This is a genomic window from Streptomyces sp. NPDC056486, from assembly GCF_042795295.1.
Taxonomy (GTDB): domain Bacteria; phylum Actinomycetota; class Actinomycetes; order Streptomycetales; family Streptomycetaceae; genus Streptomyces.
In genome coordinates, this window is sequence record NZ_JBHTSF010000004.1 from 146825 (window position 1) to 172160 (window position 25336).

Consider the following 25336-nt stretch of genomic DNA (forward strand, 5'->3'; position numbering starts at 1 on the left):
GGGGATGGACGGGGCATGAGAGTCAGCGTTTTCGGGCTCGGCTACGTGGGCTGCGTGTCGGCCGCGTGCCTGGCCAGCATGGGTCACGAGGTCATCGGCGTGGACGTGAACCAGGTGAAGGTCGACCTGGTCAACGACGGCAAGGCCCCGGTGGTCGAGGAGCGGATCGGCGAGCTCATAGCCGAGGTCGTGCGGACCGGAGCGTTGCGCGCCACCGCCGACGTCCGTGAGGCGATCCTGGGCAGCGAGGTGTCGCTGATCTGCGTGGGCACGCCGTCGGAGCCCAACGGCAGCCTGTGCACCACGTACTTGGAGCGGGTCACCGAGCAGATAGGCGACGCGCTGGCCGAGAGGGGCGGACGGCAGACCGTCGTGTTCCGCAGCACCATGCTGCCGGGCACCTGCCTGAACCTGCTTGTACCGATCCTGGAGAAGTCCGTCGGCGGTACGGCCGGGGTGGACTTCGGGGTCGCGGTCAACCCGGAGTTCCTGCGCGAGGGCACGAGCGTGCGGGACTTCTTCGACCCGCCCAAGACCGTCGTCGGCGAGATCGACCAGGCAAGCGGTGACGCGGTGGCGGCGCTGTACGAGAGCTTGCCAGGCGAGGTGTTCCGGGTGCCGATCCCGACGGCCGAGGCGATCAAGTACGCCGACAACGCCTTCCACGGCCTCAAGATCGGCTTCGCGAACGAGCTCGGCGCGGTGTGCCAGGCGCTCGGGGTGGACTCGCACCAGGTGATCGACGTGTTCCTGGCCGACCGCAAACTGAACATCAGCCCCGCCTACCTGCGGCCCGGCTTCGCCTTCGGTGGCTCCTGCCTGCCCAAGGACTTACGCAGCCTGGTCCACGCGGCGCAGCGGGCCGACGTCTCGGTGCCCATCCTCTCCCACGTGCTGCCCTCCAACTCCGAGCATCTGCAGCGCGCGGTGGAGCTGGTCGAGCGCACCGGCAAGCGTCGGGTGGGAATGTTCGGTCTTTCCTTCAAACCCGGCACCGACGACCTCCGCGAGAGCCCGCTCGTCGAGCTGGCGGAGAGGCTCTTCGGCAAGGGTTACGACCTGCGGATCTACGACCCCAACGTGAACCTCTCGCGGCTGCTCGGCGCGAACCGGGAGTACATCGAGACCCGGTTGCCGCACCTCGCGCAGCTGCTCGCCGACTCCGTCGACGAGGTGCTCGAGCACTCCGAGGTATGCCTGGTCGGGACCAGGGAGCCGGCCGTCCTTTCGGCGCTGCCCCATGGCGAAGGCCCTGTGATCGTCGATCTCATCCACCTTCCCGACGCCGAGGCGCGCCGGGCCGAACCGGGGTACGTGGGTCTTGCTTGGTAACGCAAAAGGCGGCGACCGGCCCAACCGGCGTGCGCTGATTCTGGTGGAGAACCTGTCGGTGCCGTTCGACCGGCGGGTGTGGCAGGAGTGCACGACACTGCGCGACGCGGGCTGGGAAGTGCACGTCATCTGTCCCCAAGGCAGCAAGCGGGACACGGAGTTGGAGGCGGAGATCGACGGGGTGCGGATCCTCCGCTACCCGTTGCGCGCGGCCACCGGCGGTCCCGCCGGCTACCTGCGGGAGTACGGATCGGCGTTGTGGCACACGGCCCGCCTTGCCCGCAAGGTCGGCCCGGTCCACGTGGTCCACGCCTGCAACCCGCCCGACCTGCTGTTCCTTCCGGCACTGTGGCTGAAGCGGCGCGGCGCGCGGTTCGTCTTCGACCAGCACGACCTGGTACCCGAGCTGTACCTCTCCCGGTTCGACCGCGGCGAAGATCTGCTCTACCGCGCCGTGTGCGCGCTTGAACGGCTGACCTACCGGGCCGCGGACATCGTGCTCGCCACGAACGAGAGCTACCGGGACGTGGCGGTACACCGTGGCGGCAAGCGGCCCCAGGACGTCTTCGTGGTGCGCAGCGCGCCCCAGACCGACCGGTTCCAACCAGTGCCCCCCGAGCCGGAGTTGAAGCGCGGCAAGCCTCATCTGCTGTGCTACCTCGGTGTCATGGGCCCTCAGGACGGCGTCGACTACGCTTTGCGGGCCCTTGCGAAGCTGCGCGACGAGCTCGGTCGGACCGACTGGCATGCGGTTTTCGTCGGCTCAGGCGACGCATTCGACGCGATGGTGGAACTGTCCGGGCAGCTCGGGCTCAGTGAGCAGGTGGAGTTCACCGGGCGCATTCCGGACGCCGACCTGGTGCGCTATCTGTCCACCGCGGACGTGTGCCTCTCCCCCGACCCGCGCAATCCGCTCAACGACGTGTCGACCATGAACAAGGTCCTTGAGTACATGGCGATGGGCCGGCCGATCGTCTCGTTCGATCTCCGGGAGGCGCGGGTCTCCGCCGGTGACGCCGCCGTGTACGCGCCCGCCAACGACGAGGCTCAATTCGCCAAGCTCATCGCGCTGCTCCTCGACGATCCCCAGAAGCGTGCGCGGATGGGCGAGATCGGTCAGGAGCGGATCGGCGGGCAGCTTTCCTGGCGGAACTCGCAGGCGTCGCTGCTCGCCGCCTACGCCGTTGCCTGCCGTGAGCGCACAACGGTGTCGGCGGGCGGCCCGGTCCGGACAGGGAGGAGGCCGCGCCGTTGAGCGAGGACCCGATACGCCTGGTCACGATCGGGCGGATTCTCCGTCGGCGCTGGCGGCTTCTCACCATCCTCGTCCTGGTGGGCGCACTCGTCGGCTACGGCACCTCGTTGCTGTTTCCGCCGCGTTATACGGCGTCGGCATCGGTGCTGCTGCCCGGGCAGTGGGAAGAGCGCGAGCTGCTGACCCAGGCGGAGATCGCGACCAGTTCGGAGGTGGTCGACCGCGCGGCCGCCGGCCTGCGCTGGTCGGGCGTCGGCGGCGGTGAGCTGCGGGATCGAGTGAGCGCCAAGGCCAGCGAGGGAAACATCATCAAGATCTTGGGTACGGCGAACACCCCGCAGCACGCGCAGCAGCTCTCCGACCGCATGGCCAAGGAGTTCGTCGCATTCGCCGCGCGGATCGCAGGCAGCGGCACCAACCCCGAAACGGCCACGGGGCCCGAGGCACTGCGGAAGAAGGTCGCGGAGACCAACCGCCGCATCACCGAACTGGCCAGTGCGGCCGATCCGGGGCAGTCCGTGGAGAGCGTGGCGGCCCGTACCTCACTCGAGAAGTTGCGCACCTCGCTGGAGGAGGCCATGCAGAGGCTGGAACAGGCCGACCCGGCGACCGACAAGGGGGGCATGGTCGTCATGGGGCCCGCGGTCCGGCCGACCGGCGAGGCCGCGCCGACGAGGACGCAGTTCATCGCCGGCGGGGCGTTGCTGTTCTTCCTGTTCGCGGTCATCGGGCATCTCGCCGCCGCACGGTCGAACCGCCGGCTGCGCACCGAACCGGAGATCGCCGCGGCGCTGGGCTCGACGCTCATCGGCACTGTCGAAGTGCCTGGCGAACGGCGCGCGCACCGGCCGGAAGGCGGCGGCCCGCGGGCCTGGATCCGCCGGCTCCTCGGCGTCGACACCCGGTGGGACATGCCGAACCCGCCGATGTCCGGTGACGAGGCCGGCAGACGGATCCGCTACCGGCGGGTGTGCGCTCGCCTCAGGACCCAGCTGCCTACCGCCCGGCGGCTGCTGGTCGTCGTACCGGACGGCGACGAGATCGCCCGCCGGGCCGCCGAGCAGCTCGTGGCCGAGGCCGGGAGCGAGCCTTCCGCAAGCTCCTCGAACGGTGGATATCCCGTGCTGCGGGTGGTGGAAGTCTCGGTGTCCCGGCCGGTGGTGCCGGACCGCGAGACCGAGTCCGGTGCCCTGGTCGTGCTCAGCGCGGGCAGCTGGACCGCAGGAGAGCTCGCCGACATCGCCGGGGCGTGTGCGGACGGCAGGCATGAGGTCCTCGGCATCGTCGTCGCCGACACCGTCCGGACCCGTCCGACACGATCTGCCGGCCTCCCTCCGGACAACGCCGCTCCGGCGCTCGCGGTCCAGGGCCACGCGACGGGAGGCTCAGCGTGACGACGAGCCCGACTGCGGAGTCGTCGGCAGCCGCTCCGCTCCTCGATCTGCAGGCACTGGTGGTGGCGGTGCGCAGGCGCCGCCGTTTCTGGTGCTCCCTCGCGCTCCTGGGGCTGCTGCTCGGCGCGGCGGTGGCGGTCCTTCGGCCGCCCCCGCCGGCCGCGACGGCCAAGGTCCTTGTCGCGCATCAGGAGGATCAGCCGAACGACACCGGAACGCTGATCCGCACCGACGTGGAGCTGCTGCAGACCACGCGGATCGCCGACAAGGCCTTGAAGTCCCTCAAGTCCCCGGTACCCCCGGAAGACTTCATGCGGGACTACCGAGGGACCGGCGTGACCAACAACCTGCTGCAGATCGATGTGACAGGTGACAGCGACGCACAAGCGGTGGCCCGGGCCAAGGCGTTGGCGGACACGTTCGTCGCGGACCATGTGCGGCGGATGCAGGACGCCGCGAAGGCCGAGGCCAAGGCACTGCGCGACCAGCGTGACCGGATGCGGGACGACCTCGCCCGGGTCAACAAGTCGATCGGGGGCCGGAAGCCGGAGAGCGACCCGAAGACGTCGGCGAGCATCGAATCGCTCTTCGCCCGCCGGGCCGAACTCACCTCGCGGATCGCCGATTTCGACCTGCGCGCCGAGGAGGCGCGCATGGGCACGCCCCGGCTCGTCGCCGGCACGCAGATCGTGGACGCCCCGCGCGCGGTGCAGCACTCGCTGCCCATGGCCGCTCTGACCAACGCCGCGATCGGGCTCGTCCTCGGGCTCGTCCTGGGGCTCGCGGTGGCCGCGGTCGGCTCGGTGGTGAGGGACCGCCCCGTACTGCGCCGGGAGATCGCAGCGAACCTGGGCGCCTCGGTCATCGCGGAGCTGCGCCGCGTGTCCCGCAGACCGGCCGGGTCGTGGCGGCCCCGACGGACCCGGGCGGCCCGCGAACGGCTCACCGCGACCCTGGCCCGCACCGTGCGTGGCTCAGCGGAATCGGTGTCGCTGCTCGAACTGGGCTGCGCGCACACCACGAGCGTGATCGCCCTGGACCTCGCGACGGCACTGGCGGCGGAGGGCCCTGTGGTCGTCATCGACGGCCTGCCTGGCCTGGAGCGCGCCAACCGCGGCCGGCAGCCAGGAGGCCCGGACGTGGTCAGCGGCGAGCAGGCCGCGGCCGTGCCACGTCAAGTACGCCGGCTCGGCGTCGGCTCGGTCGCGCCCGGCACGGCGTGGACCGGTCTCCAGGACCTCGGTACCCAGACCGTGCTCGTCGTGCGTGCCGGGCACGGCAGCACCGCATGGCTGCACACCGTGGCGCGGCAGCTCGGAGACCTGCTCATTCCGGTGATCGGTGTGGTCCTCATCGACCCCGATCCGCGGGACAGGACCGACGGCACCCTGTGGGACGGGCTGCACACCGCGCTGCGCGGCCACAACGAACGCCTTGCCCGGCAGGACGGGACGGGCCGGCTGCTGACGGAGCGGCAGCCATGGGCAGTACGAGTCCCGGACAGCGACCAGGAGGCGCGCTAGCACATGTGTGGCATCGCAGGCACTTACCGATGGCCGGACGGGAAGGTCGTGACCGACCGGCTCACCGACACCCTCGCTCACCGCGGCCCGGATGGGGCGGGCCGCTACAGCCACCCCACCGGGGACGGCGAAGTACACCTCGGGCACCGCCGGTTGGCGATCATCGACCTGTCCGAGACCGGCGCCCAGCCGATGGTCTCGGACGGCCTCGCCCTGACGTACAACGGCGAGCTGTACAACGCGCCCGAGCTGCGTGCCGAACTGGCAGCCGCCGGGGTGCGCTTCCGCGGTACCTCCGACACCGAGGTGCTCCTGGAGGCCTGGCGGCGGTGGGGCACCGACTGCCTGCCCCGGCTGCGCGGCATGTTCGCGTTCGGGATCTTCGACGAGCGCACCGGTGACCTGGTGCTCGCCCGTGACCAGCTCGGCGTCAAGCCGCTGTTCCTGCTCCGGCGCGGCGGAGGCCTGGTGTTCGCCTCCGAGCTCAAGGCGCTCGCCGCTGTGACCGGCGGGTCCCTCGAGGTGGACCATGCGGCTCTGGTGGCCTCGCTCCTCTACTACTGGGTGCCGGACTCGCGCTGCGCGTTCCGCGAGGCGGAGAAGCTGCCGCCGGGGAGCTGGCTGCGGTGCAGGGCCGACGGCCAGGTGGAGCGCGGCCAGTACTGGAACCTCCGGGATGTCGCCGCCGAGGGCCGGGAGCGGGCCCGGGACGGCGAACAGCCGGACCTGGCCGCCATCGTCGAGGAATCGACCCGGCAACACCTGCTCTCCGACGTACCGGTGGCGACTTTCCTCTCCGGCGGTCTCGACTCCAGCTACCTGACCGCGCTCGCGGCCCGCCACCGCCCCGGGATCTCCGCCTACACGATCGGATTCCGCGCCGAGGACGCCAAGTTCGAGGCTATGCCGGACGACCTGCGCTATGCCCGGCAGGTGGCCGAGCAGTTCGGCGTCGACCTGCACGAGATCGAGATCGCTCCGAACGTGCTCGACCTGCTGCCGCAGATGACGTACAGCCTGGACGAGCCGATCGGCGACCCCGCGGCGATCAACACGTTCCTGATCTGCGAGGCCGCCCGGGAGGCCGGGGTCAAGGTGATGCTCTCGGGGATGGGTGCCGACGAGCTGTTCGCCGGTTACCGCAAGCACCTGGCCAACCTGCTCGCGCTGCGCTACCAGCGCATCCCGCGGCCCCTGCGGCGCGGCCTGTCGGGAGCCGTTGACCGGCTGCCGGTCGCCACGGCCCGCCGGGGATACCGGTCGGTGCGCTTCGCGAAGCGGTTCCTCTCCTTCGCCGACCTTCCGGAGGAGACCGCGTTCCGGCGCAGCTACACCATGTACGACCAGGACGAGCTGCTCGCCCTGGTCAACCCGGACCTGGCCGGGACGGTCGATGACGTACTGACCGAGCATGCGGACATCTACGAGGACAACGACCTCGACGACTTCGTCAACCGCATGTGCCTGGGCGACGCCCGGATGTTCCTGCCCGGCCTGAACCTCGCCTACACGGACCGGTCGAGCATGGCCGCGTCGACCGAGGTGCGGGTGCCGTACGTGGACGTCGAGGTGGTCAAGGCCGCGTTCGCCGTGCCCGGCGATCGCAAGATCGTCGGACGGCAGGGCAAGGCGGTCCTCAAGGAGGCGGCCACCTCGGTCCTGCCCCGGGAGATCGTGTACCGGCCCAAGGGCCTGTTCAGCGCCCCGCTGCGCGCCTGGATGAGCCGGGATCTGGCACCCCTTGTGCGCGAGGTGGTGAACGACGGCGTGCTCGTCAATTCCGGGATCCTGCGCCGCGACGCCCTTGCGCGCATGGTCGCCGAGGACGCCGCCGGGCAGCGGGACTTCTCCAAGCATCTGTGGCATGTGCTGACGCTCGAGTACTGGTATCGCGGCGCGACCTCTGGCTCCGGCCAGAGCCAAGCGGCCTGACGGCGTAGAAACAATGAGGAGCTCGGGTGAAACAGGTTGTGCAGAACTACAAGAGCGGCGAGCTGGCGCTGCTCGACGTACCGGTGCCGGGGTGCAAGCCGGGCGGCGTGCTTGTCCGCAGCGCCTACTCGCTGATCTCCACCGGGACCGAGCTCATGAAGGTGTCCGAGGCCGGCATGTCGATGGTGGGCAAGGCCCGCTCCCGTCCTGACCAGGTGGCCAAGGTCATGCAGAGCGTGGCCACCAACGGGGTGCCCGCCACCTACCGCAAGGTGATGGGCAAGCTGGACTCCTACACGCCGCTCGGCTATTCGCTGTGCGGGGTGGTCGAGCAGGTCGGCGCCGGGATCGACGACGTGAAGGTCGGCGACCTGGTGGCCTGCGCCGGCAACGAGCACGCGCTGCACGCCGAGTTGAACTGGGTGCCGAGGAACCTCTACGCCCCGGTGCCGGACGGCCTCGCGCCCCGGCACGCGGCCTTCGGCACCGTCGGGTCGATCGCGATGCAGGGCGTCCGCCAGGGCGAGCCGCAGCTCGGCGAGGTGGCGCTTGTCATCGGCCTCGGTCTCATCGGGCAGCTGGTGGTGCAACTCCTCGCCGCCGCGGGAGTCCGCGTCGTCGGGGTCGACCCCGACCCGGTGCGCTGCGAGCTCGCCGAGCGCCTGGGCGCCGCGGCCTGCGGCGATCCCGCGTCCGCGGCCGTGGAAGCCGCCGTCGCCGAACTCACCGACGGTCACGGCGTGGACCAGGTGTATCTGGCCGCCGGCGGCGCCAGCAACCAGCCCGTCGAGCTGGCCGCCCGGCTCTGCAGGGACCGCGGCCGGGTCGTCGACATCGGCAAGTGCCGCCTGGACCTGCCGTGGAACGCGTACTACGAGAAGGAGCTCGACGTCCGGTTCTCCCGTTCGTACGGCCCCGGACGCTACGACCCGGCGTACGAGCTCGAGGGGCGGGACTACCCGATCGGCTACGTGCGCTGGACCGAGCGCCGCAACCTGGCGTGCTTCCTCGATCTCGCGGCCCGCGGCCGCATCGACGTGGAGCCCTTGGTCTCCCACGTCGCCGACTTCGATGACGCCGTCGAGACGTACCAGCGCCTGAAGGACGGCGACTTGAAGGCCGTGGCCGTGCTGTTCCGCTACCCCGAACACGCAGGGGAAACGGGGGAAGCGGGAGAATCGGTGGAAACGGTGACCCCGACGGTGGCCGTGCCCGCGGTGCGACGCAGTGGCAGAGCGTCCACCCCGGCCCGATCCGCCAAGGCGCCCGTGCGCCTCGCGTTCGTCGGCGCGGGAAACTACGCGACGTCGATGCTCCTTCCGCACCTGGCGCAGCGCGACGGCGTCGAGTTGTCGACAGTCGTCACCACGACGGCGCTGTCCGCGGCCAACGCGAAGCGCAAGTTCGGCTTCGCCGACGCGACCACCGATCTCGACGGCGTGCTCGGCGACTCGTCCATCGACGCGGTGTTCGTGGTCACCCGGCACAGCTCGCACGCCGAACTGACCCGCAGAGCCCTCCTTGCCGGCAAGGCGGTGTTCGTGGAGAAGCCCCTGGCCCTCACCGAGGACGATCTCGCGGGCGTGCTCGCGGCCGTGGAGGAGTCAGGCAACGACCGGCTGCAGGTGGGCTTCAACCGCCGGTTCGCACCGTTGCTGCAGGAGGCCAGGAAGCGGTTCGGCGCCCGGACCGGTCCGGCGAGCCTGCGCTACCTGGTCAACGCGGGCCGCCTGGGGCACGGCAGTTGGTACCTCCAGCAAGGCACCGAGGGCTCGCGGTTCGTCGGCGAGGGCGGGCACTTCATCGACACGGCGAGCTGGTTGCTCGATGCCGACCCGGTCTCGGTGTACGCGGTCGCCGCGTCCGGCAACGAGGACCTGCAGATCGTGCTGCGCTACCCGGACGAGTCCACCGCCACCATCAGCTACGTCACCACAGGACCGGGCAGCTTCCCCAAGGAGACGCTTGACCTGGTCGCGGACGGCAAGGCGCTGCGGCTCGACGACTTCGTCCGTGCCTCGGTGTTCGCGGACGGCGGGTCCGGCCGCAAGCGGTGGGTCAGTTCACGGCTGCCCAAGGCCAGGGACAAGGGCCAGAACGCCGAGTTGGCCGCGTTCATCAAGGCCGTGCGCACAGGCGGGTCGATGCCGGTGCCGCTGGAGTCGCTCGTCGCCACCACGGCGGCCACCCTGGCCGTGCAGGCCGGCCTGGCCGGCGGCGCGCCGGTGACGTTGGCGGAGGCGCGGTGACCGTGAACTCAGGGAGTCCGGGCTGGTACCTGCGGCGGCTTTCCCGGATGGAACCGCGTGAGATCGGCGGCCGGGTGGGCGACGTCGTACGCAGACGGCGGTGGAGGTCGGCGCAGCCGGATTGCCCGAGCGTGACCGGCGCCCGGTTCACCGCGGTACTGCCCGCCGGGACGATCGCCGCAGTGCCGCCGGACGCCGCGAAACGTCTCGTCGCCGAGGCGGACCGGCTGATGGAGGGGCACGCCGAGTTTTTCGGGGTGGCCCGCGACGACCTCGCCGCCCCGGACTGGTGGTACGACCCGAAGACCGGGCGCCGGGCTCCGTGGAGCTACGCCTTCGACGTGCCGTACCGCGACGAGGACGCGGTCGGGGACATCAAGCAGATCTGGGAGCCGTCCCGGCACCAGTACCTCACCGTGCTCGCCGCCGCCTACGCGGTCACCGGGGACGAGCGGTACGCGGAGCGAGTGGCCGCGCACCTGCACTCGTGGTGGACGGCCAACCCACCGCTGCGCGGCGTGCACTGGATCAGCGGCATCGAGCTGGGCATCCGTCTCCTTTCCTGGGTGTGGATCCGCAGGCTGCTCGACGGCTGGCCGGGCGCGGCCGGTCTTTTCGAGGACAACCCGGTGGCGCTGAACCAGATCTGGCACCACCAGCGCTGGCTGGCCGCCTTCCCCAGCCGGGGGTCCTCGGCGAACAACCACGTCATCGCCGAGGCCGCCGGGCAGTTCGCCGCGGCCTGCGCGTTCAGCTGGTTCCCCTCATCGGCGCGCTGGCGGGCCGGCGCGCTGCGGTCCCTCGAGCGGCATCTGCGGAGCAACACCTTCCACTCCGGCCTCAACCGCGAGCTGGCCACCGAGTATCACGGACTTGTCCTTGAGCTCGGCCTGGCCGCGGTGGCCGAGGCGGATGCCGCCGACGTGCCGGTCCCCGCGTCCGTCCGCATCGTGCTGCTGCGCATGACCGACGCGCTCGCGGCCATCGTGGACAACCGGCTACGGCCGCCGCGCCAGGGAGACGCGGACGACGGGCACGGTCTGGTCGTGGACGGCGCGGGCACCGACCGCTGGGCCTCGCTCCTCGCCACCGGGGACGCCGTGTTCGGGCGGCTCGACTGGTGGCCGACGGTGACCGGCACCGATGTGCGCACCCCGCTGCTCGCCGCGCTCATCCGGCCGTACGCGAAACGCGACACCGCACCGGCCGTGTCCCGCCCCGCGAGCCGGCCGGCCCACTTCGCCGACGCGGGCATGACCATCCTGCGCGGTCCGGCGGAGATCTGGTGCCGCTGCGACGGTGGTCCGCACGGGTTCCTGTCCATCGCCGCACACGCCCACGCGGACGCGCTGTCCGTGGAGGTCCGGCACGACGGGGTCGACGTGCTCGCCGACCCTGGAACGTTCTGCTACCACGGGCAGCCCGAGTGGCGGCAGTACTTCCGGTCGACCCTCGGCCACAACACCCTCCAGTTGGACGGCGCCGACCAGTCCGTCTCCGGCGGCCCGTTCCTGTGGACCCGGCAGGCCCGCAGCCGCGTCCTGGCCACGGACACGCCCGACGCATCCGACGGGGGGACGGCCCGCTGGAGCGCCGAGCACGACGGTTACCAGGACTCCGTGCACCGCCGCCGGGTGGAGCTGACCGCCACGAGCCAGGAGCTGCGGGTGATCGACGAGGTGCGCGGCCCGAGCCGGACCGCGCACCTCGCGTTCCACCTCGGCCCGGCGATCACCGCGGACCTGGAGGGCAACCGGGCGGTGCTCACCTGGACCCGGGACGGCGAGGACCGCTCCGCGGTGCTCGACCTGCCCGGGCAGCTGAACTGGCGGGCGCACCGCGGCGAGAGCGACCCGCCGCTGGGCTGGTACTCGCCCGGCTTCGGGCGCAAGGAACCCGCCACAACGCTGGTCGGCACCGGTCTCGCCGACGGCACGCAGGGGTTCACGACCGTACTCAGGTTCCGGGGCTAGGGAGGGGACGCGTGGGGATCAAGTGGCGGAACTGGGCGTTGCCGGTGGCAGCGTTTGCCCTGCTGGCGGCGACCGGCTGTGAGAGCGCGTCGGACGCCCCTGCGGGGTCCTCCGGTGTGCCGTCCTCGTCCGGTGCGCCGTCCGAGTCCGGGGCCCGCTCCGTGGCCCGGGTGTGCGCCGAACCCGCGACCGGCCCCGCGAAGGCGCCGAAGGGCGCGGTGACGATCGACCCCAAGGTGGTCAATGACCTGGCTGCCAAGACCAAGAGCAGCCCCCCGAACACCACGTTCTGGCTCCGCCCCGGCAAGCACAGGCTCGAACCGGCCCGCTACGCCCAGGTCCTCCCCAAGAAGGGGGACCGCTACCTCGGTGCGCCGGGCGCGGTGCTCGACGGCCGGAAGAAGAACCAGTACGCCTTCGGCGGCGCCGCCCGTGACGTCACCATCCGCCACCTGACCGTGCAGAACTTCGTCGCGCCGCACGACGAAGGTGTGGTCAACAACGCCTCGTCCGACGGATGGGTGATCGAGCACTCGACGATCCAGAAGAACTCCGGCGCCGGGATGATGGCCGGTGCCCGCCAGCAGGTCCGCGCCAACTGCCTGCGCGACAACGGCCAGTACGGCATGAACGCGTACAAGGACGGCGACTCCATCCGCGGCCTGGTGGTCGAGGACAACGAGATCGTGGGCAACAACACCGGCGACTGGGAGCGGCGGAAGCCGGGCTGCGGCTGCACCGGAGGCATCAAGTTCTGGGCCGTCGACGGCGCCGACATACGCGGCAACTGGGTGCACGACAACCGCGGATCCGGGTTGTGGGCGGACAACAACAACAACGACTTCCGCATCGAGAAGAACGTGCTCGAAGCCAACGACGGTGCCGCGCTGATGTACGAGACCAGCTACAACGCGGTCATCCGGAACAACACGATCCGGCGGAACAACTGGGTCGAGGGCCGCAAGTACGCCGACCGCGGCGACAACTTCCCGTACGCGACCGTCTACGTCTCCGAGTCCGGCGGCGAACCACGGGTCAAAGCCCGCACGGACAAGATCGAGATCTACCGGAACGTGCTGGAGGACAACTGGTCCGGGATCACCCTGTGGGAGAACGCCGACCGGTTCTGCAACAGCCCGGCCAACACCTCGACCGGTGAATGCACGTTGCTGGTGAAGGACACGGACCGCTGCGCGCGGCCGGCGATCACTGAAGCGCCGCTCTATGCCGACTGCCGGTGGAAGACCCAGCGGGTGGACATCCACCACAACCGCTTCCTGCTTGACGCGTCCGTCGTCAAGTGCACGGACGAGTGCGGCCTCATGGCGGTGCTCGCCAACTACGGCACCTATCCGAAGTGGTCTCCGTACAAGGGCAAGCGCGTCGGTGAGGCGATCACCCTCAAGCAGCACAACCGCTGGCACGACAACGTCTACCGCGGACCCTGGAGCTTCGTCGCCACCAACACGGACCAGAAGCTCGACTCCGGACAGTGGCAGGGCACGCCGTACCAGCAGGACGCGGACAGCACCTTCGACCCGCGGGCCGGTGGTTGAGGTGGGCGGGGACCTGAGGCGCGGTGGGCTCCTTGGCGGACCGGACACGGCAGGCACGCGGCCCGGCGCCGAACCGCCCCCTGCCGCCACGCCCAAGGCCGCCGCGATCGTCTGGGCGTTGCTCGGCCTCAACACGCTCGGCTCCGCCGGGGCGAAGACCATCGTCCCGCTCCCCCGCTCCCTCATCCAGTTGGTCACCATGGGCGCGCTGGTCGCCGCGTTCGCGCTGGCGCTCGCGATCAACCTCCGGCTGCGCATCAGGGCCAGCGCCTTCGTGCTCCTGCTCACCCTGCTGCTCGTGCCGAGCGTGATCTCCAGCGCGAACCTGGAGGTCGGGTTCGGCGCGCTGTTCCGCTGCACGCGCCTTGCTCTCTTCGTCGGCACGCTGTGGCTGCTCAGCCGCTGGTGGGACGGCAGCCTGACGTTCGTCAGGCACCACATCCGGATGTACTTCGCGGTGCTCGGGTCGGTGGCCGTCGGCCTGGTCATCTCGCCGGGCGCTGCCATGCCCGAGCTCTACGGCGGGCGCCTTGTCGGCGCGTTGTGGCCACTCACCCCGCCGCAGATCGGACAGTACTCCGCGGTGATCATCGGGCTCACCGTGCTGCTCGTACTCGGCCGCCGGATCGACAGGGCCAGTGCGGTGGTGGTCATCGTGCCGTCGCTCGTCCTGCTCGCGCTGACCCATACCCGGACGGCCACGCTCGGCCTGCTCGTCGGCCTCGCGTTGGCGATCGGCTCGCTCGTCCTGACCAGCGCCGCCGCCCGCCGGTTCTTCGCCTGGACGGTGCTGATCGCCGTGGTGGCCGCGGTGGGGTTCGCCTCGGCGCTGCAGGCGTGGTTCCTGCGCGGGCAGAGTCAGGAGAACTTCAGCAGCCTCACCGGTCGGGCCAAGGTCTGGGACGCCCTGCTCGCAGCGCCCCGGTCGACCGCGGAGCAGCTGTTCGGCATGGGCCTGGGCGACAAGTCGTTCGGTGGTCTTCCCATCGACAACAGCTGGCTTGCCGTCTACACCGAACAGGGCCTGATCGGCGTCAGCCTCGTGGCGGCGGTCATCGCCGTCCTCGGCGGCGTCGCGTTGCTGCGGCCGCCGTCGCTGCCGAGGGCCTGCGCGATCTTCCTGATCAGCTACGTCGCGATGTCGTCGTACACCGAGGCCGGCCTCGGCGACGCCTCTCCGTATCTGCTGCATCTGGCCCTGGCCGCCTCGCTGCTCGCGGTACCCGCCGCGGCCACGCACCTGCCGAAGCCCGCAGCCCCCAGACGACGTGTCCCGCGCTGGGCCCGGAACCGGAAGTGATCTGACCATGCACATCCTTGTGGTGCACAACCGCTACTCCTCGGCGCAGCCGAGCGGGGAGAACGTCGTCGTCGACCAGGAGGTGGGGCTGCTGCGCGCGGCCGGCCACCGGGTCGAGGTGTTCGAGCGACGCAGTGACGACATCGCCGCCCGGTCCCTCCTTTCCAAGGTCGCGGTGCCGCTGCTCGTGCCCTGGAACCCTGCGGTCCGCTCGGAGCTCGCCGCCCGGCTCCGCAGCGAACGGCCGGACGTCGTGCACGTCCACAACGTCTTCCCGCTCCTGTCGCCCGCGGTGGTCGCCGCCTGCGCCGACGCCGGGGTGCCCGCCGTCGCCACGCTGCACAACTACACCCAGGTCTGCCCACCCGGCACGCTGCACCGGGACGGTCGGCCGTGCACCGAGTGCGTCGGGACGACGGCGTCGCTGCCCGCCGTCCGGCACGGCTGCTACCGCAACTCCCGCCTCGCGACGGTGCCGCTCGCGGTCAGTCTGTCGGTCAACCGGCGGCGGTGGTGGTCCGGCGTGGAGCGGTTCTTCTGCATCTCCGCCGCGCAGCGCGACGTGCTTGTGCGCTCCGGCATGCCACCCGAGCGCCTCGCGGTCAAGCACAACTTCGTGCCCGACACCGGCGCCCGCCGATCGGGCGCCGGCGAGCATGTGCTCTTTCTCGGCAGGCTCGCGGAGGCCAAGGGCGTACGGCTGCTCATGACCGCGTGGGACGCGCTCGCCGCGAGCGGCGGTGTGGGCGTGCCGCTCGCGATCGCCGGGGCGGGGCCGCTGGAGCCGGAGGTGACCGCCTGGGCGGCGGGCCGGGACGACGTGCGGTACCTCGGCCTGCTCGACCCGGCTCAGTGCCGGCAGGCCGTCGCGCGGTCGGTCGCCGTGGTGGCTCCGTCGATGGCCATGGAGACGTTCGGCCTGGTGGTCGCCGAGGCGATGGCGGCGGGGGTCCCGGCTGTCGCGGCCGGTCACGGCTCCTTCGTCGAACTTGTCGAGGACGGGGTGGCCGGGCTGCTGCACCAGCCGGGCGATCCCGGATCGCTCGCGTCCTGCGTGCGCCGGATCACGGCCGATCAGGACCGCAACCGGGAGATGGGCCAGGCGGCCCGGAGCCGTTACGAGCGGGACTTCAGCCCCGCCGTCGGTCTTGAGCGCCTGGTGGAGGGGTACCGCACCGCGATCGCGGGGCGGTCCGGCGGCGGGGAAAGCCCGCCGCCGGTAGGGGAAGAAAGCACTGGCTCGCGACGGGGCACCCGCGCGAGCAGAAATGGGGGAAGTAGATGACTCGATGCAGACTCTGCGGCTCGGCGGCGATGGGGAGCGTCGTCGATCTGGGGGCGACCCCGCCGTGCGAGAGTTTTCTCGCCGCGGACCAACTGGACCAGCCTGAGCCCGCGTACCCGCTGCACCTGCGGGTCTGCACCGACTGCTGGCTCGCGCAGATCCCGCCGCTGATCACGCCGGAGGAGACGTTCAGCGAGTACGCGTACTTCTCCTCCTTCTCGACCTCCTGGGTGGAGCACGCGCGCACGTTCGTCGCCGACGCCGTAGAGCGGGTGGGGCTCGGCCCCGACGCCTTCGTGGTCGAGGTCGCGAGCAACGACGGGTACCTGCTGCGGCATGTGGTGGACCGCGGGATCCGCTGCCTCGGCGTCGAGCCGTCGGTGAACGTCGGCGCGGCGGCGCGGGACGCGGGTGTGCCCACGCTCACGGAGTTCCTGTCCCCGGACACCGGCTCGGCCGTCCGCGCCGAACACGGCCCGGCGGACCTGGTCGTGGCCAACAACGTGTACGCGCACATCCCCGACGTGGTCGGGTTCACCCAGGGTCTTCGCGCCCTGGTCGCCGATGACGGCTGGGTCTCCATCGAGGTGCAGCATCTGCTGACCCTGATCGAGGAGAACCAGTACGACACGATCTACCACGAGCACTTCCAGTACTACACAGTCGCGTCCGCGGCCCGGGCCCTCGCGAGCGGCGGACTCACGCTCGTGGACGTCGAGTTGCTGCCCACGCACGGCGGCTCCATCCGGCTGTGGTCCCGGCCGGCCGAGGTGGCCGGTGAGCCGTCCCAGCGAGTGGCGGAGGTCCTCGACCGGGAGAAGGCCGCCGGGCTGCAGGAACTGTCCGGGTACACCGAGTTCTCCGCCCGGGTGGCCAAGGTGCGCCGGGACCTTCTCAAGTTCCTCATCGAGGCGGCCGAGCGCGGTGAGACAGTCGTCGGCTACGGCGCCCCTGGCAAGGGCAACACCCTGCTCAACCACTGCGGCATCCGGCCCGACCTGCTCCCGTACACGGTCGACCGCAACCCCTACAAGCACGGCAGGTTCACCCCGGGCACCCGCATCCCGATCCTGCCGCCCGAGCAGATAGCCGTCGACAAACCGGACTACGTGCTCGTCCTGCCCTGGAACCTGCGGGCCGAGCTGGTCGAGCAGCTGTCCTTCGTGCACGACTGGGGCGGCCGGCTCGTCTTTCCCATCCCGGAACTGAGCATTGTCGAGGCCACGTCTGGAGAGGGCACAGCATGAAGGTCGTACTGTTCTGCGGCGGCTACGGGATGCGGATGCGCAGCGGCGCCGCCGACGACGTGCCCAAGCCGATGGCGATGGTCGGCCCGCGGCCGCTGATCTGGCATGTCATGCGCTACTACGCGCACTTCGGGCACACGGAGTTCATCCTGTGCCTGGGGTACGGGGCCCACCACATCAAGAACTTCTTCCTCAACTACGAGGAGACGACGTCCAACGACTTCGTGCTGCGGGGCGGGCAGACCGAACTCCTTTCCACCGACATCTCGGACTGGACGATCACGTTCGCGCAGACCGGCATCGAGTCGCCGATCGGGGAGCGGCTGCGCCGGGTGCGCCACCACCTGGACGGCGACGAGATGTTCCTCGCCAACTACGCCGACGTACTCACCGACGCCCCGCTGCCGCAGATGATCGACTCCTTCGCCCGGCGTGACGCCGGCGCGTCGATGATGGTGGTGCCGCCGCAGTCCTCGTTCCACTGCGTGGAGCTGGGCGAGGACGGCCTGGTGGGGGGCATCACCGCGGTGAGCGACATGCCGCTGTGGGAGAACGGCGGCTACTTCGTGCTCCGTCAGGAAGTCTTCGACCACATACCGGAGTACGGGGACCTGGTCGCCGACGGATGTGGCCAACTGGCCAAGCAGGGACGCCTTGTGGCGCACCAGCACCGCGGCTTCTGGAAGCCGACGGACACCGTGAAGGAGCGGGCCGCGCTCGACGACGCGTACGCGCGGGGCGACCGCCCGTGGGCCGTGTGGGAGCGGGACAGCGCCGGAGCGAGAGCGTGATCGGGCTCGGAGCCGGGCGTCTGGACCGGATCGTCGCGGTGGGCGCGCACTGCGACGACATCGCCATAGGCGCGGGCGGCACGCTCCTCACGATGTGCCTCGCGCACCCGGGTATCCGCGTCGACGCGCTGGTGCTCACCGGCGGTGGCAGCGAGCGGGAGCAGGAGGAGCAGGCCGCTCTCGCCGCCTTCTGCCCGGGCGCCGAACTGCGGCTCACCGTCCTCAAGTTGGCGGACGGCCGACTGCCGGCGCAGTGGGAGGAGGCCAAGGCCGCGGTCGAGGAACTGCGCGCGCAGACCGAGCCGGATCTCGTCCTTGCCCCGCGTACCGATGACGCGCACCAGGACCACCGCGGCCTGGCGCAGCTGATACCCACCGCGTTCCGCGACCACCTCGTGCTCGGCTACGAGATCGTCAAGTGGGACGGCGATCTCGGCCGTCCGGCGGCCTACCAGCCGCTGTCGCCTGAAAACGCCGAACAGAAGGTGCGGCTGTTGCAGGAGCACTACCCCTCGCAACGGCACCGGCCCTGGTACGACCGGGAGGCCTTCCTCGGTCTCGCGCGGATCCGCGGCATCGAATGCCACGCCCGCTACGCCGAGGCGTTCGACGTCACCAAACTCACTCTCGACCTGGGGGAATGAACCTTGCGCGTACTGCTGACCGGACACCAGGGCTATCTGGGTACCGTGATGGCCCCGGTCCTCGCGGCCGCCGGGCACGAAGTCGTCGGTCTTGACGCCGGTCTGTTCGCGGACTGTGTCCTCGGCCCGCCGCCCGCGGACCCGTCCGGACATCGGGTGGACCTTCGCGACGTCACGGCCGAACACGTGGCCGGGGTGGACGCCGTGATCCACCTGGCCGCGCTGTCCAACGACCCGCTGGGATCCCTTGCACCGGACCTCACCTACGACATCAACCACCACGCATCCGTACGGCTTGCCCAACTGGCCCGCGAGGCCGGGGTGCGGCGCTTCCTGTACGCGTCGACCTGCTCCGTCTACGGCGCCGCCGGCGGCGACGACCTGGTGTCGGAGGACGCGCCCCTGCGCCCCGTGACGCCGTACGCGGAGTCCAAGGTGCGGGTGGAGGACGACCTGCACGCGCTCGCCGACGGCGACTTCAGCCCGGTGTTCATGCGCAACGCCACCGCCTTCGGCTACTCACCCCGGCTGCGCGCCGACATCGTGCTGAACAACCTGGTGGGCCACGCGCTCCTGTCCGGCGAGGTGTTGGTCCTCTCCGACGGCACCCCCTGGCGCCCGCTGGTGCACGCAGCCGACATCGCACGGGCCTTCGCAGCCGCGCTGACCGCGCCCCGGGAAGCGGTGCACGACCGGGCGTTCAACATCGGCAGCGAGGTCAACAACGTCACGGTCGCCGAGATCGCCGAGCAGGTCGCCGAGGCGGTGTCGGGCGCGAAGGTGAGGATCACCGGCGAGAACGGCGCCGACCCGCGCTCGTACCGCGTGGACTTCTCGCGGTTCCGCGCCGCGATCCCCGGCTTCGACTGCGAGTGGACCGTGAAGCAGGGAGCTCTCGAACTCGCCGACGCCTACCGCAAGTTCGATCTGACCCGGGAGGACTTCGAGCGGCGCTTCACCCGCCTTGCCGTGCTGCGCGCGGCGTCCGATGCCGGTGCCGTCGACGACACCCTGCGGTGGCGCCGATGACCTCGGAGGGCGAAGAGATGCATGCTCTGGTGGAGCGGTTGTACCCGCTCTGCCGGAGCATCACGGGCGACGGTGTGCGCGCCACCCTGGACATCGTCGGCGAGTACATCCCGCTGCAGATGCACGAGGTGCCGACCGGGACGCAGGTGCTCGACTGGACGGTGCCGCAGGAGTGGAACATCCGGGACGCCTACATAGCCGACTCCGCGGGCAACCGGGTCGTCGACTTCGCCGCGTCCAGTCTGCACGTGCTCGGCTACAGCTTGCCGGTGTCACGGACCATGCCGCTGACCGAGCTGCGTGAACATCTGCACACCCTGCCGGACCATCCGGCCTGGGTGCCCTACCGCACCAGCTACTACAAGCCGGACTGGGGATTCTGCCTGGCCCAGGAGGCCTTGGACGCGCTGCCGGACGGCGACTACGAGGTGCGCATCGACTCCACACTCGCAGACGGTCACCTCACCTACGCCGAGCATGTGATCCCCGGGCAGGTCACCGACGAGGTGATCGTCTCCTGCCACGTCTGCCACCCGTCGCTGGCCAACGACAACCTGGCAGGCATCGCGGTGGCGACGTTCCTGGCGCGTGCGCTCGCGCAGGAGACGCCGTACTACACCTACCGGTTCATCTACGCGCCCGGCACCGTAGGGGCGATCACCTGGCTGGCCCGCAACGCGGAGCGGATCGAGCGGGTCAAGCACGGGCTCGTGCTGGCCTGCGCCGGTGACTCGGGCCGGCTGACGTACAAACAGAGCAGGCGCGGCGACGCGGAGATCGACCAGGTGCTGCGGCATGTCCTTGCCGCATCCGAACGCCCGCACCACGTCACCGAGTTCACTCCGTACGGCTACGACGAGCGGCAGTACTGCTCGCCCGGGTTCAATCTCGGCGTGGGCTCGCTCAGCCGGACCCCGTACGCCGGATACCCCGAGTACCACACCTCGGCGGACAACCCGGACTTCGTCTCCCCGGAGGCGATGGCGGACACCCTCGCCGTCTGCCGCGAGGCGTTCGCCGTCCTCGACGGCAACCGGCGCTACCTCAACCTCAGCCCCTACGGCGAACCACAGCTGGGACGACGCGGGTTGTACGAATCCCTTGGTGGTCGCAGCGACGCGAAGCAGGCCCAGATGGCCATGCTCTGGGTGCTCAACCTCTCCGACGGCGAGCACAGTCTGCTTGACGTCGCCGAGCGGTCCGGGCTGCCGTTCAGCACGGTCGCCGTCGCTGCCGATGCCCTCCACGGGGCCGGGCTGATCAAGGCGTGACACCGATGACCACCGAGCGAGAGAAGCGAACCGCCAAGCGGGCCATGGCAGGCCGACTGTCCTGGGGCCTTGCCGACCAGGCGGTCTGCAGCATGACCAACTTCGCGGTGGGGATCTACGTGGCACGCTCCCTCGGCCTAGCCGCGTTCGGCGTGTTCAGCCTGGCCTGGGTGACCTACGGCGTGGTGCTCAGCGTCTCCCGCGGCCTGGCCACCGACCCGCTCGTGGTGCGCTTCAGCGGGGTGCCGACCGCGTCCTGGCGCGCGGCGGCGGCCCGGTCGTCGGGTACCGCGCTCGGTGTCGGCGCCACCATCGGCGCGGTGTGCCTGGTGGTCGGGCTGAGTCTCGGCGGACACGTGGGGCACGCGTTCGCCGCGCTCGGCGTGGTGCTGCCGGGGCTGCTGCTCCAGGACGCCTGGCGGTACTCGTTCTTCGCCGCGGGCACCGGGCGCAAAGCGTGCGTCAACGACCTCCTGGGAGGCGCCACGCTCGTCCCTGCCCTACTGGTGGCGGACCGCGTGGGCAGTGTGGAGGCCTTCGTACTCGCCTGGGGCGCGGCGGCCGCGGTGGCCGCCGGGTACGGCTGCTTCCAGTCCGGCATCCGGCCCCGGCCGAGCGAAGCCCGCGCGTGGCTGCGCGAGCAGCGCGACATCGGATACCGGTACCTGGTCGAGAACGTCGGTGTCAGCGGCGCGTCCCAGCTGCGGGCGTACGGGCTCGGGGCGATCGTCGGAGTCAGCGCGGTGGGCGTCGTGCGGGGCGCCGAGCTCCTGCTCGGTCCGTTCCTGGCTGTGCTGATGGGGCTTTCGCTGGTCACCGTCCCGGAGGCGGCACGGGTCCTTCGGCAGGCCCCGCACCGCCTCGCCAGGTTCTGCCTCCTGCTGTCCGGTGGTCTTGCCGCTGCCGCGCTGCTCTGGGGCGTGGCGCTGCTCCTGGTGCCCGACCGGGCCGGCGAGCTCGTGCTCGGCGACGTCTGGCGTGCCGCCTCCGAGCTCATCGTGCCGGCCGCGCTCGGTGTCGCGGGCTCCAGCCTCGGCATCGGCGCCGCGGCCGGTCTTCGCGCACTCGCCGCGGCCCGACGCAGCCTGCGCGCCCAGCTGTTCGCCTCCACTTGCTACGTCGGCGGCGGGCTCGGCGGGGCGGTCGCGGCCGGTGCGATCGGCTCGGCCTGGGGCGTCGCCGCCGCGACCGTCTGCAGCTCGGCCGTGTGGTGGCTGCAGTTGCGGTCCGCCCTGCGCGAGCGCCACCAGAACCCCATCCACGAAGTGAGGACGCCTTGACCGCCCAACCCCGGCTGAGCATCGGCCTGCCCGTCTACAACGGCGAGGAGTACCTTGCCGAGTCGCTCGACGCGCTGCTCGGCCAGACCTACGAGGACTTCGAGCTTGTCATCTCCGACAACGCCTCGACCGACAAGACCCAGGACATCTGCCGCAAGTACGCCGCACAGGACTCGCGTATCCGGTACATCCGGCTGCTCCGGAACATCGGCGCCGCACCGAACCACAATTACGTGTTCACCCAGTGCCACGGCGAGCTGTTCAAGTGGGCCTCGCACGACGACCTGTACGCCCGGGACCTGCTGCGGCGCTGCGTGGAGGCGCTCGACGAACGCCCTGACGTGATCCTCGCGCACGCCGACCAGGCGGTCATCGACGGCGACGGCAAGGTGACGGTCCCGTACGAGTACACGCTCGCCACCGACTCGCCGCGCGCCCCGGAGCGCTTCCGCAGCATGCTGTTCGAGCCCGGCGGCGACGACTTCTACGGGGTGATGCGGGCCGACGTGCTGCGCCGGGTGAAGCCGCACGACAGCTACCACCACGCGGACCGTACGTTCGTCGCCGAGATCGGCCTGCACGGGCCCTTCCACCAAGTGCCTGAGCTGCTGTACTTCCGCCGCGACCACCCCACGCGCGCCGAGCGGGCGAACCCGTCCAAGCGCTCCCGGTGCGTCAACCTGGACCCGCGCAGGGCAGGCCCGCTGCACCCGACGCCCCGGCTGCTCGCCGAGTACGTCGGGGGCTTCGTCTCGGCGATCCGGCGGGCGCCGTTGTCCTCGGCCGACCGGCGCGCGTGCTTCCGCCACCTCGCCGTGTGGATGACCAGCCGGGCCAGGCCTGGCGCCGGCGAGCGGGTCGAGGACCGCGCCCCGGTCGACCCGGGCCTGCTCACTGTCTCCGTCGACGCCATCGTCGCGGGCCGTGAGGGCCGTGTGGGTCGAGATGGCCGTGAAGGTCATGAAGGTCGTGAAGGGAGACAAGCATGAAGTCCGGACATGAAATCCCGGTGCGCGTCGGGGTGTTCGGCCTGCTCGGCTCCGGCAACCTCGGCAACGACGGGTCGCTGGAGGCCGTCCTCGGCTACCTCCGCGCGGAGCACCCGGAGGCGGTCGTGGACGCGCTGTGCGGCGGACCTGAAACCGTCGCGACCCGGTACCGGATCCCCGCGACGCGGCTGCACTGGTACCGCGGGGAGTACCGGACCGCGTCACGTGCGGGCTCGATCGCGGCGAAGGGGTTCGGCAAACTCGTCGACGCCTTCCGCACCGCTGCCTGGGTGCGCAGGCACGACGTGGTGATCGTGCCGGGCATGGGCGTCCTGGAGGCCACGCTGCCGCTACGGCCGTGGGGCTTCCCGTACTCGCTGTTCCTGCTCTGCGCGAGCGGCCGGCTTTTCGGCACCCCGGTCGCACTGGTCGGTGTCGGCGCCGCCGAGATCCACGACCGGCCGACCCGGGCCCTGGTGCGCTGGTCGGCCCGGCTCGCCAAGTACCGCTCGTACCGGGACGACCTGTCCCGCGACGCGATGCGGGCGATGGGCGTGGACACCGCGCGAGACGAGGTCTACCCGGACCTCGCCTTCGCCCTGCCGACAATGCCGACGAGCGCGCCCTCGGGTCCTCCGGGCCCGGTCTGCGTCGGCGTCATGGACTTCCACGGCGGCAACGACGACCGCGCCCGGGCCGAGGAGATCCACCGGCGCTACCTCGACGGGACGACCCGCTTCGTCCGCGCCCTTGCCGAGGAGGGCAGGCCGGTCCGGCTGCTCACCGGCGACGAGGTCGACGCACAGGTGGTCGACGCGATCATCGACGCGGTGGACTCGCCACTGGTCACCGCTGCCGATGCGTCCTCACTCGCCGACCTGATGAAGGAGACGGCGGCTGCCGACGCCGTGGTGGCCACCCGGTACCACAACCTGGTCTGCGCGCTGAAGGTCGGCACGCCGACGCTCGCACTCAGCTATGCGGCGAAGAGCGACGCGCTCATGACGCAGATGGGTCTTGCCGCGTACTGCCACCCGGCTCGCGAGGTCGACGCCGAGCGGCTGCTCGAACAGTTCCGTGCCCTTGAGCAGCGATCGGCCGAGCTACGGCGGACCCTCGCCGAGCGGAACCTGGCCGCTACCCGGCGCCTCGAGCACCAGTTCACCGCCTTGACCACGGCTCTGTTCCCGGCAGTCCCGGATACCGACCACACCCACACCCACGCCATGCGGGAGACTCCATGAAGGCGACCGAAGTCCCGGCGATCGACGGCGCGTACCTGTTCGAGCCGACGCCGTACGCCGACGAACGCGGCTTCTTCTGCCGCACCTTCGACGCCGACGTGGTCCGCTCGGTGGGCCTCGACCCGGACGCCTTCATCCAGGACAGCCTGTCCCGCTCGGTCCGGGGCGTGCTGCGCGGCCTGCACCTGCGCTCCGGAGCCGGCGAGGCCAAGCTGGTGCGGTGCTCGTACGGGAAGATCTTCGACGTCGTCGTGGACCTGCGGACGGACTCGCCGACGTACCGCAACGTGGCCACCTTCGAACTGTCCGGCGAGACGCAGGTGACCCTGTACATCCCGGCGGGGTGCGCGCACGGCTTCCAGGCGCTCACCGAGACCGCAGACACCTCGTACCGCATCGACCGCCCGCACGATCCGGCCGAGGACGTGACGATCGCCTTCGACGACCCGGAGCTCGCCGTCCCCTGGCCGCTGCCGGCCCTGTCGGTGTCCGAGCGTGACCGGGAGGCGCCGAGCCTCGCCCAGGCCCTGAAGCAGATGGAGAGCTGAAGTCACCGTGGAGAACGAAGAGTTCACGCTGCCCCGGTCGCGGGCGGCGAACGAGCGCCTGCACGCCCTGATCCCCGGAGGCGCGCACACCTACGCCAAGGGCGACGACCAGTACCCCGAGAACCTGGCCCCTGTCATCAGCCACGGCCACGGTGCCCATGTGTGGGACATCGACGACAACCGCTACATCGAGTACGGGTCAGGCCTGCGGTCGGTCAGCCTCGGCCACGCCCACCCACGCGTGCTCGACGCGGTGCGGCGGGAACTCGACCGCGGCAGCAACTTCGTCCGGCCGTCCATCGTCGAGGTGGAGGCCGCGGAACGCTTCCTGGCCACGGTGCCGACCGCCGAGATGGTGAAGTTCGCGAAGAACGGCTCCGACGTCACCACCGCCGCGGTGCGCCTCGCCCGCGCCGTCACCGGGCGCCCGCGGGTGGCCATCTGCGGCGACCATCCGTTCTTCTCCGTCGACGACTGGTTCATCGGCACCACGC

At 70.9% G+C, this 25336-nt stretch carries 20 protein-coding genes; all 20 read left to right on the forward strand.

Going from position 1 to position 25336, the window contains the following annotated elements; translation table 11 throughout:
- Positions 1-15: 15 nt before the first annotated feature.
- Positions 16-1332, forward strand: a complete 1317-nt coding sequence (locus ACFQ7F_RS03990; protein WP_383265644.1) for a nucleotide sugar dehydrogenase — start codon at positions 16-18, stop codon at positions 1330-1332.
- Positions 1322-2587 carry a glycosyltransferase family 4 protein gene (locus tag ACFQ7F_RS03995; protein WP_383265646.1) on the forward strand — a complete coding sequence of 422 codons (1266 nt, stop codon included), beginning with the start codon at positions 1322-1324 and terminating at the stop codon, positions 2585-2587. The genes ACFQ7F_RS03990 and ACFQ7F_RS03995 overlap by 11 nt, the downstream gene beginning before the upstream one ends.
- The gene (locus tag ACFQ7F_RS04000; protein WP_383265649.1) at positions 2584-3981 is read left to right on the forward strand and encodes a Wzz/FepE/Etk N-terminal domain-containing protein; all 1398 of its coding nucleotides are present in this window, start codon (positions 2584-2586) and stop codon (positions 3979-3981) included. The genes ACFQ7F_RS03995 and ACFQ7F_RS04000 overlap by 4 nt, the downstream gene beginning before the upstream one ends.
- Positions 3978-5504: a Wzz/FepE/Etk N-terminal domain-containing protein gene (locus ACFQ7F_RS04005; protein ID WP_383265652.1), complete on the forward strand. Its 1527-nt coding sequence runs from the start codon at positions 3978-3980 to the stop codon at positions 5502-5504. Before ACFQ7F_RS04000 ends, ACFQ7F_RS04005 begins: the two co-directional genes overlap by 4 nt.
- Positions 5505-5507: 3 nt before the next feature.
- Complete coding sequence (gene asnB, locus ACFQ7F_RS04010) at positions 5508-7436, forward strand: asparagine synthase (glutamine-hydrolyzing) (protein ID WP_383265655.1); 1929 nt, start codon at positions 5508-5510, stop codon at positions 7434-7436.
- A 26-nt stretch (positions 7437-7462) separates the two neighbouring features.
- Positions 7463-9685 carry a bi-domain-containing oxidoreductase gene (locus tag ACFQ7F_RS04015; protein ID WP_383265658.1) on the forward strand — a complete coding sequence of 741 codons (2223 nt, stop codon included), beginning with the start codon at positions 7463-7465 and terminating at the stop codon, positions 9683-9685.
- Between the two features lie 47 nt (positions 9686-9732).
- Positions 9733-11658, forward strand: a complete 1926-nt coding sequence (locus ACFQ7F_RS04020; RefSeq protein WP_383265716.1) for an alginate lyase family protein — start codon at positions 9733-9735, stop codon at positions 11656-11658.
- 11 nt (positions 11659-11669) lie between these two features.
- On the forward strand, positions 11670-13214 hold the full coding sequence (locus ACFQ7F_RS04025; RefSeq protein WP_383265660.1) for a right-handed parallel beta-helix repeat-containing protein: 1545 nt from the start codon (positions 11670-11672) through the stop codon (positions 13212-13214).
- 1 nt (position 13215) lies between these two features.
- Positions 13216-14514 (forward strand): O-antigen ligase domain-containing protein, encoded by a 1299-nt coding sequence (locus ACFQ7F_RS04030; protein ID WP_383265718.1) that lies wholly within the window; start codon positions 13216-13218, stop codon positions 14512-14514.
- Positions 14515-14521: 7 nt separating this feature from the next.
- On the forward strand, positions 14522-15799 hold the full coding sequence (locus ACFQ7F_RS04035) for a glycosyltransferase (protein WP_383265663.1): 1278 nt from the start codon (positions 14522-14524) through the stop codon (positions 15797-15799).
- The gene (locus ACFQ7F_RS04040; protein ID WP_383265665.1) at positions 15796-17046 is read left to right on the forward strand and encodes a class I SAM-dependent methyltransferase; all 1251 of its coding nucleotides are present in this window, start codon (positions 15796-15798) and stop codon (positions 17044-17046) included. Before ACFQ7F_RS04035 ends, ACFQ7F_RS04040 begins: the two co-directional genes overlap by 4 nt.
- On the forward strand, positions 17043-17837 hold the full coding sequence (locus ACFQ7F_RS04045) for a glucose-1-phosphate cytidylyltransferase (protein WP_383265668.1): 795 nt from the start codon (positions 17043-17045) through the stop codon (positions 17835-17837). The genes ACFQ7F_RS04040 and ACFQ7F_RS04045 overlap by 4 nt, the downstream gene beginning before the upstream one ends.
- A complete protein-coding gene (locus ACFQ7F_RS04050) occupies positions 17834-18481 on the forward strand; it encodes a PIG-L deacetylase family protein (protein WP_383265671.1) in 648 nt (215 codons plus the stop codon). Before ACFQ7F_RS04045 ends, ACFQ7F_RS04050 begins: the two co-directional genes overlap by 4 nt.
- Before the next feature lie 3 nt (positions 18482-18484).
- Positions 18485-19510 (forward strand): NAD-dependent epimerase/dehydratase family protein, encoded by a 1026-nt coding sequence (locus tag ACFQ7F_RS04055; protein WP_383265673.1) that lies wholly within the window; start codon positions 18485-18487, stop codon positions 19508-19510.
- On the forward strand, positions 19498-20781 hold the full coding sequence (locus ACFQ7F_RS04060; RefSeq protein ID WP_383265676.1) for a DUF4910 domain-containing protein: 1284 nt from the start codon (positions 19498-19500) through the stop codon (positions 20779-20781). Before ACFQ7F_RS04055 ends, ACFQ7F_RS04060 begins: the two co-directional genes overlap by 13 nt.
- A gap of 5 nt (positions 20782-20786) precedes the next feature.
- The gene (locus tag ACFQ7F_RS04065; RefSeq protein ID WP_383265678.1) at positions 20787-22061 is read left to right on the forward strand and encodes a hypothetical protein; all 1275 of its coding nucleotides are present in this window, start codon (positions 20787-20789) and stop codon (positions 22059-22061) included.
- Positions 22058-23050 (forward strand): glycosyltransferase family 2 protein, encoded by a 993-nt coding sequence (locus tag ACFQ7F_RS04070; protein ID WP_383265680.1) that lies wholly within the window; start codon positions 22058-22060, stop codon positions 23048-23050. The genes ACFQ7F_RS04065 and ACFQ7F_RS04070 overlap by 4 nt, the downstream gene beginning before the upstream one ends.
- On the forward strand, positions 23047-24294 hold the full coding sequence (locus ACFQ7F_RS04075) for a polysaccharide pyruvyl transferase family protein (RefSeq protein ID WP_383265683.1): 1248 nt from the start codon (positions 23047-23049) through the stop codon (positions 24292-24294). Before ACFQ7F_RS04070 ends, ACFQ7F_RS04075 begins: the two co-directional genes overlap by 4 nt.
- Entirely contained in the window at positions 24291-24842 is a 552-nt protein-coding gene (gene rfbC, locus ACFQ7F_RS04080) for a dTDP-4-dehydrorhamnose 3,5-epimerase (RefSeq protein ID WP_383265685.1), read from the forward strand. Before ACFQ7F_RS04075 ends, rfbC begins: the two co-directional genes overlap by 4 nt.
- A 7-nt stretch (positions 24843-24849) precedes the next feature.
- A partial coding sequence (locus tag ACFQ7F_RS04085) for an aminotransferase class III-fold pyridoxal phosphate-dependent enzyme (protein WP_383265687.1) occupies positions 24850-25336 on the forward strand: 487 nt, incomplete at its 3' end.

Excerpts from the sequence above, each read along its gene's own strand:
- ACFQ7F_RS03990 (WP_383265644.1), top strand. The coding sequence starts at position 16 with ATGAGAGTCAGCGTTTTCGGGCTCGGCTACGTGGGCTGCGTGTCGGCC.
- ACFQ7F_RS04040 (WP_383265665.1), top strand. The coding sequence starts at position 15,796 with ATGACTCGATGCAGACTCTGCGGCTCGGCGGCGATGGGGAGCGTCGTC.
- ACFQ7F_RS04035 (WP_383265663.1), top strand. The coding sequence starts at position 14,522 with ATGCACATCCTTGTGGTGCACAACCGCTACTCCTCGGCGCAGCCGAGC.
- rfbC (WP_383265685.1), top strand. The coding sequence starts at position 24,291 with ATGAAGGCGACCGAAGTCCCGGCGATCGACGGCGCGTACCTGTTCGAG.
- ACFQ7F_RS04045 (WP_383265668.1), top strand. The coding sequence starts at position 17,043 with ATGAAGGTCGTACTGTTCTGCGGCGGCTACGGGATGCGGATGCGCAGC.
- asnB (WP_383265655.1), top strand. The coding sequence starts at position 5,508 with ATGTGTGGCATCGCAGGCACTTACCGATGGCCGGACGGGAAGGTCGTG.
- ACFQ7F_RS04075 (WP_383265683.1), top strand. The coding sequence starts at position 23,047 with ATGAAGTCCGGACATGAAATCCCGGTGCGCGTCGGGGTGTTCGGCCTG.
- ACFQ7F_RS04020 (WP_383265716.1), top strand. The coding sequence starts at position 9,733 with ATGGAACCGCGTGAGATCGGCGGCCGGGTGGGCGACGTCGTACGCAGA.
- ACFQ7F_RS04065 (WP_383265678.1), top strand. The coding sequence starts at position 20,787 with ATGACCACCGAGCGAGAGAAGCGAACCGCCAAGCGGGCCATGGCAGGC.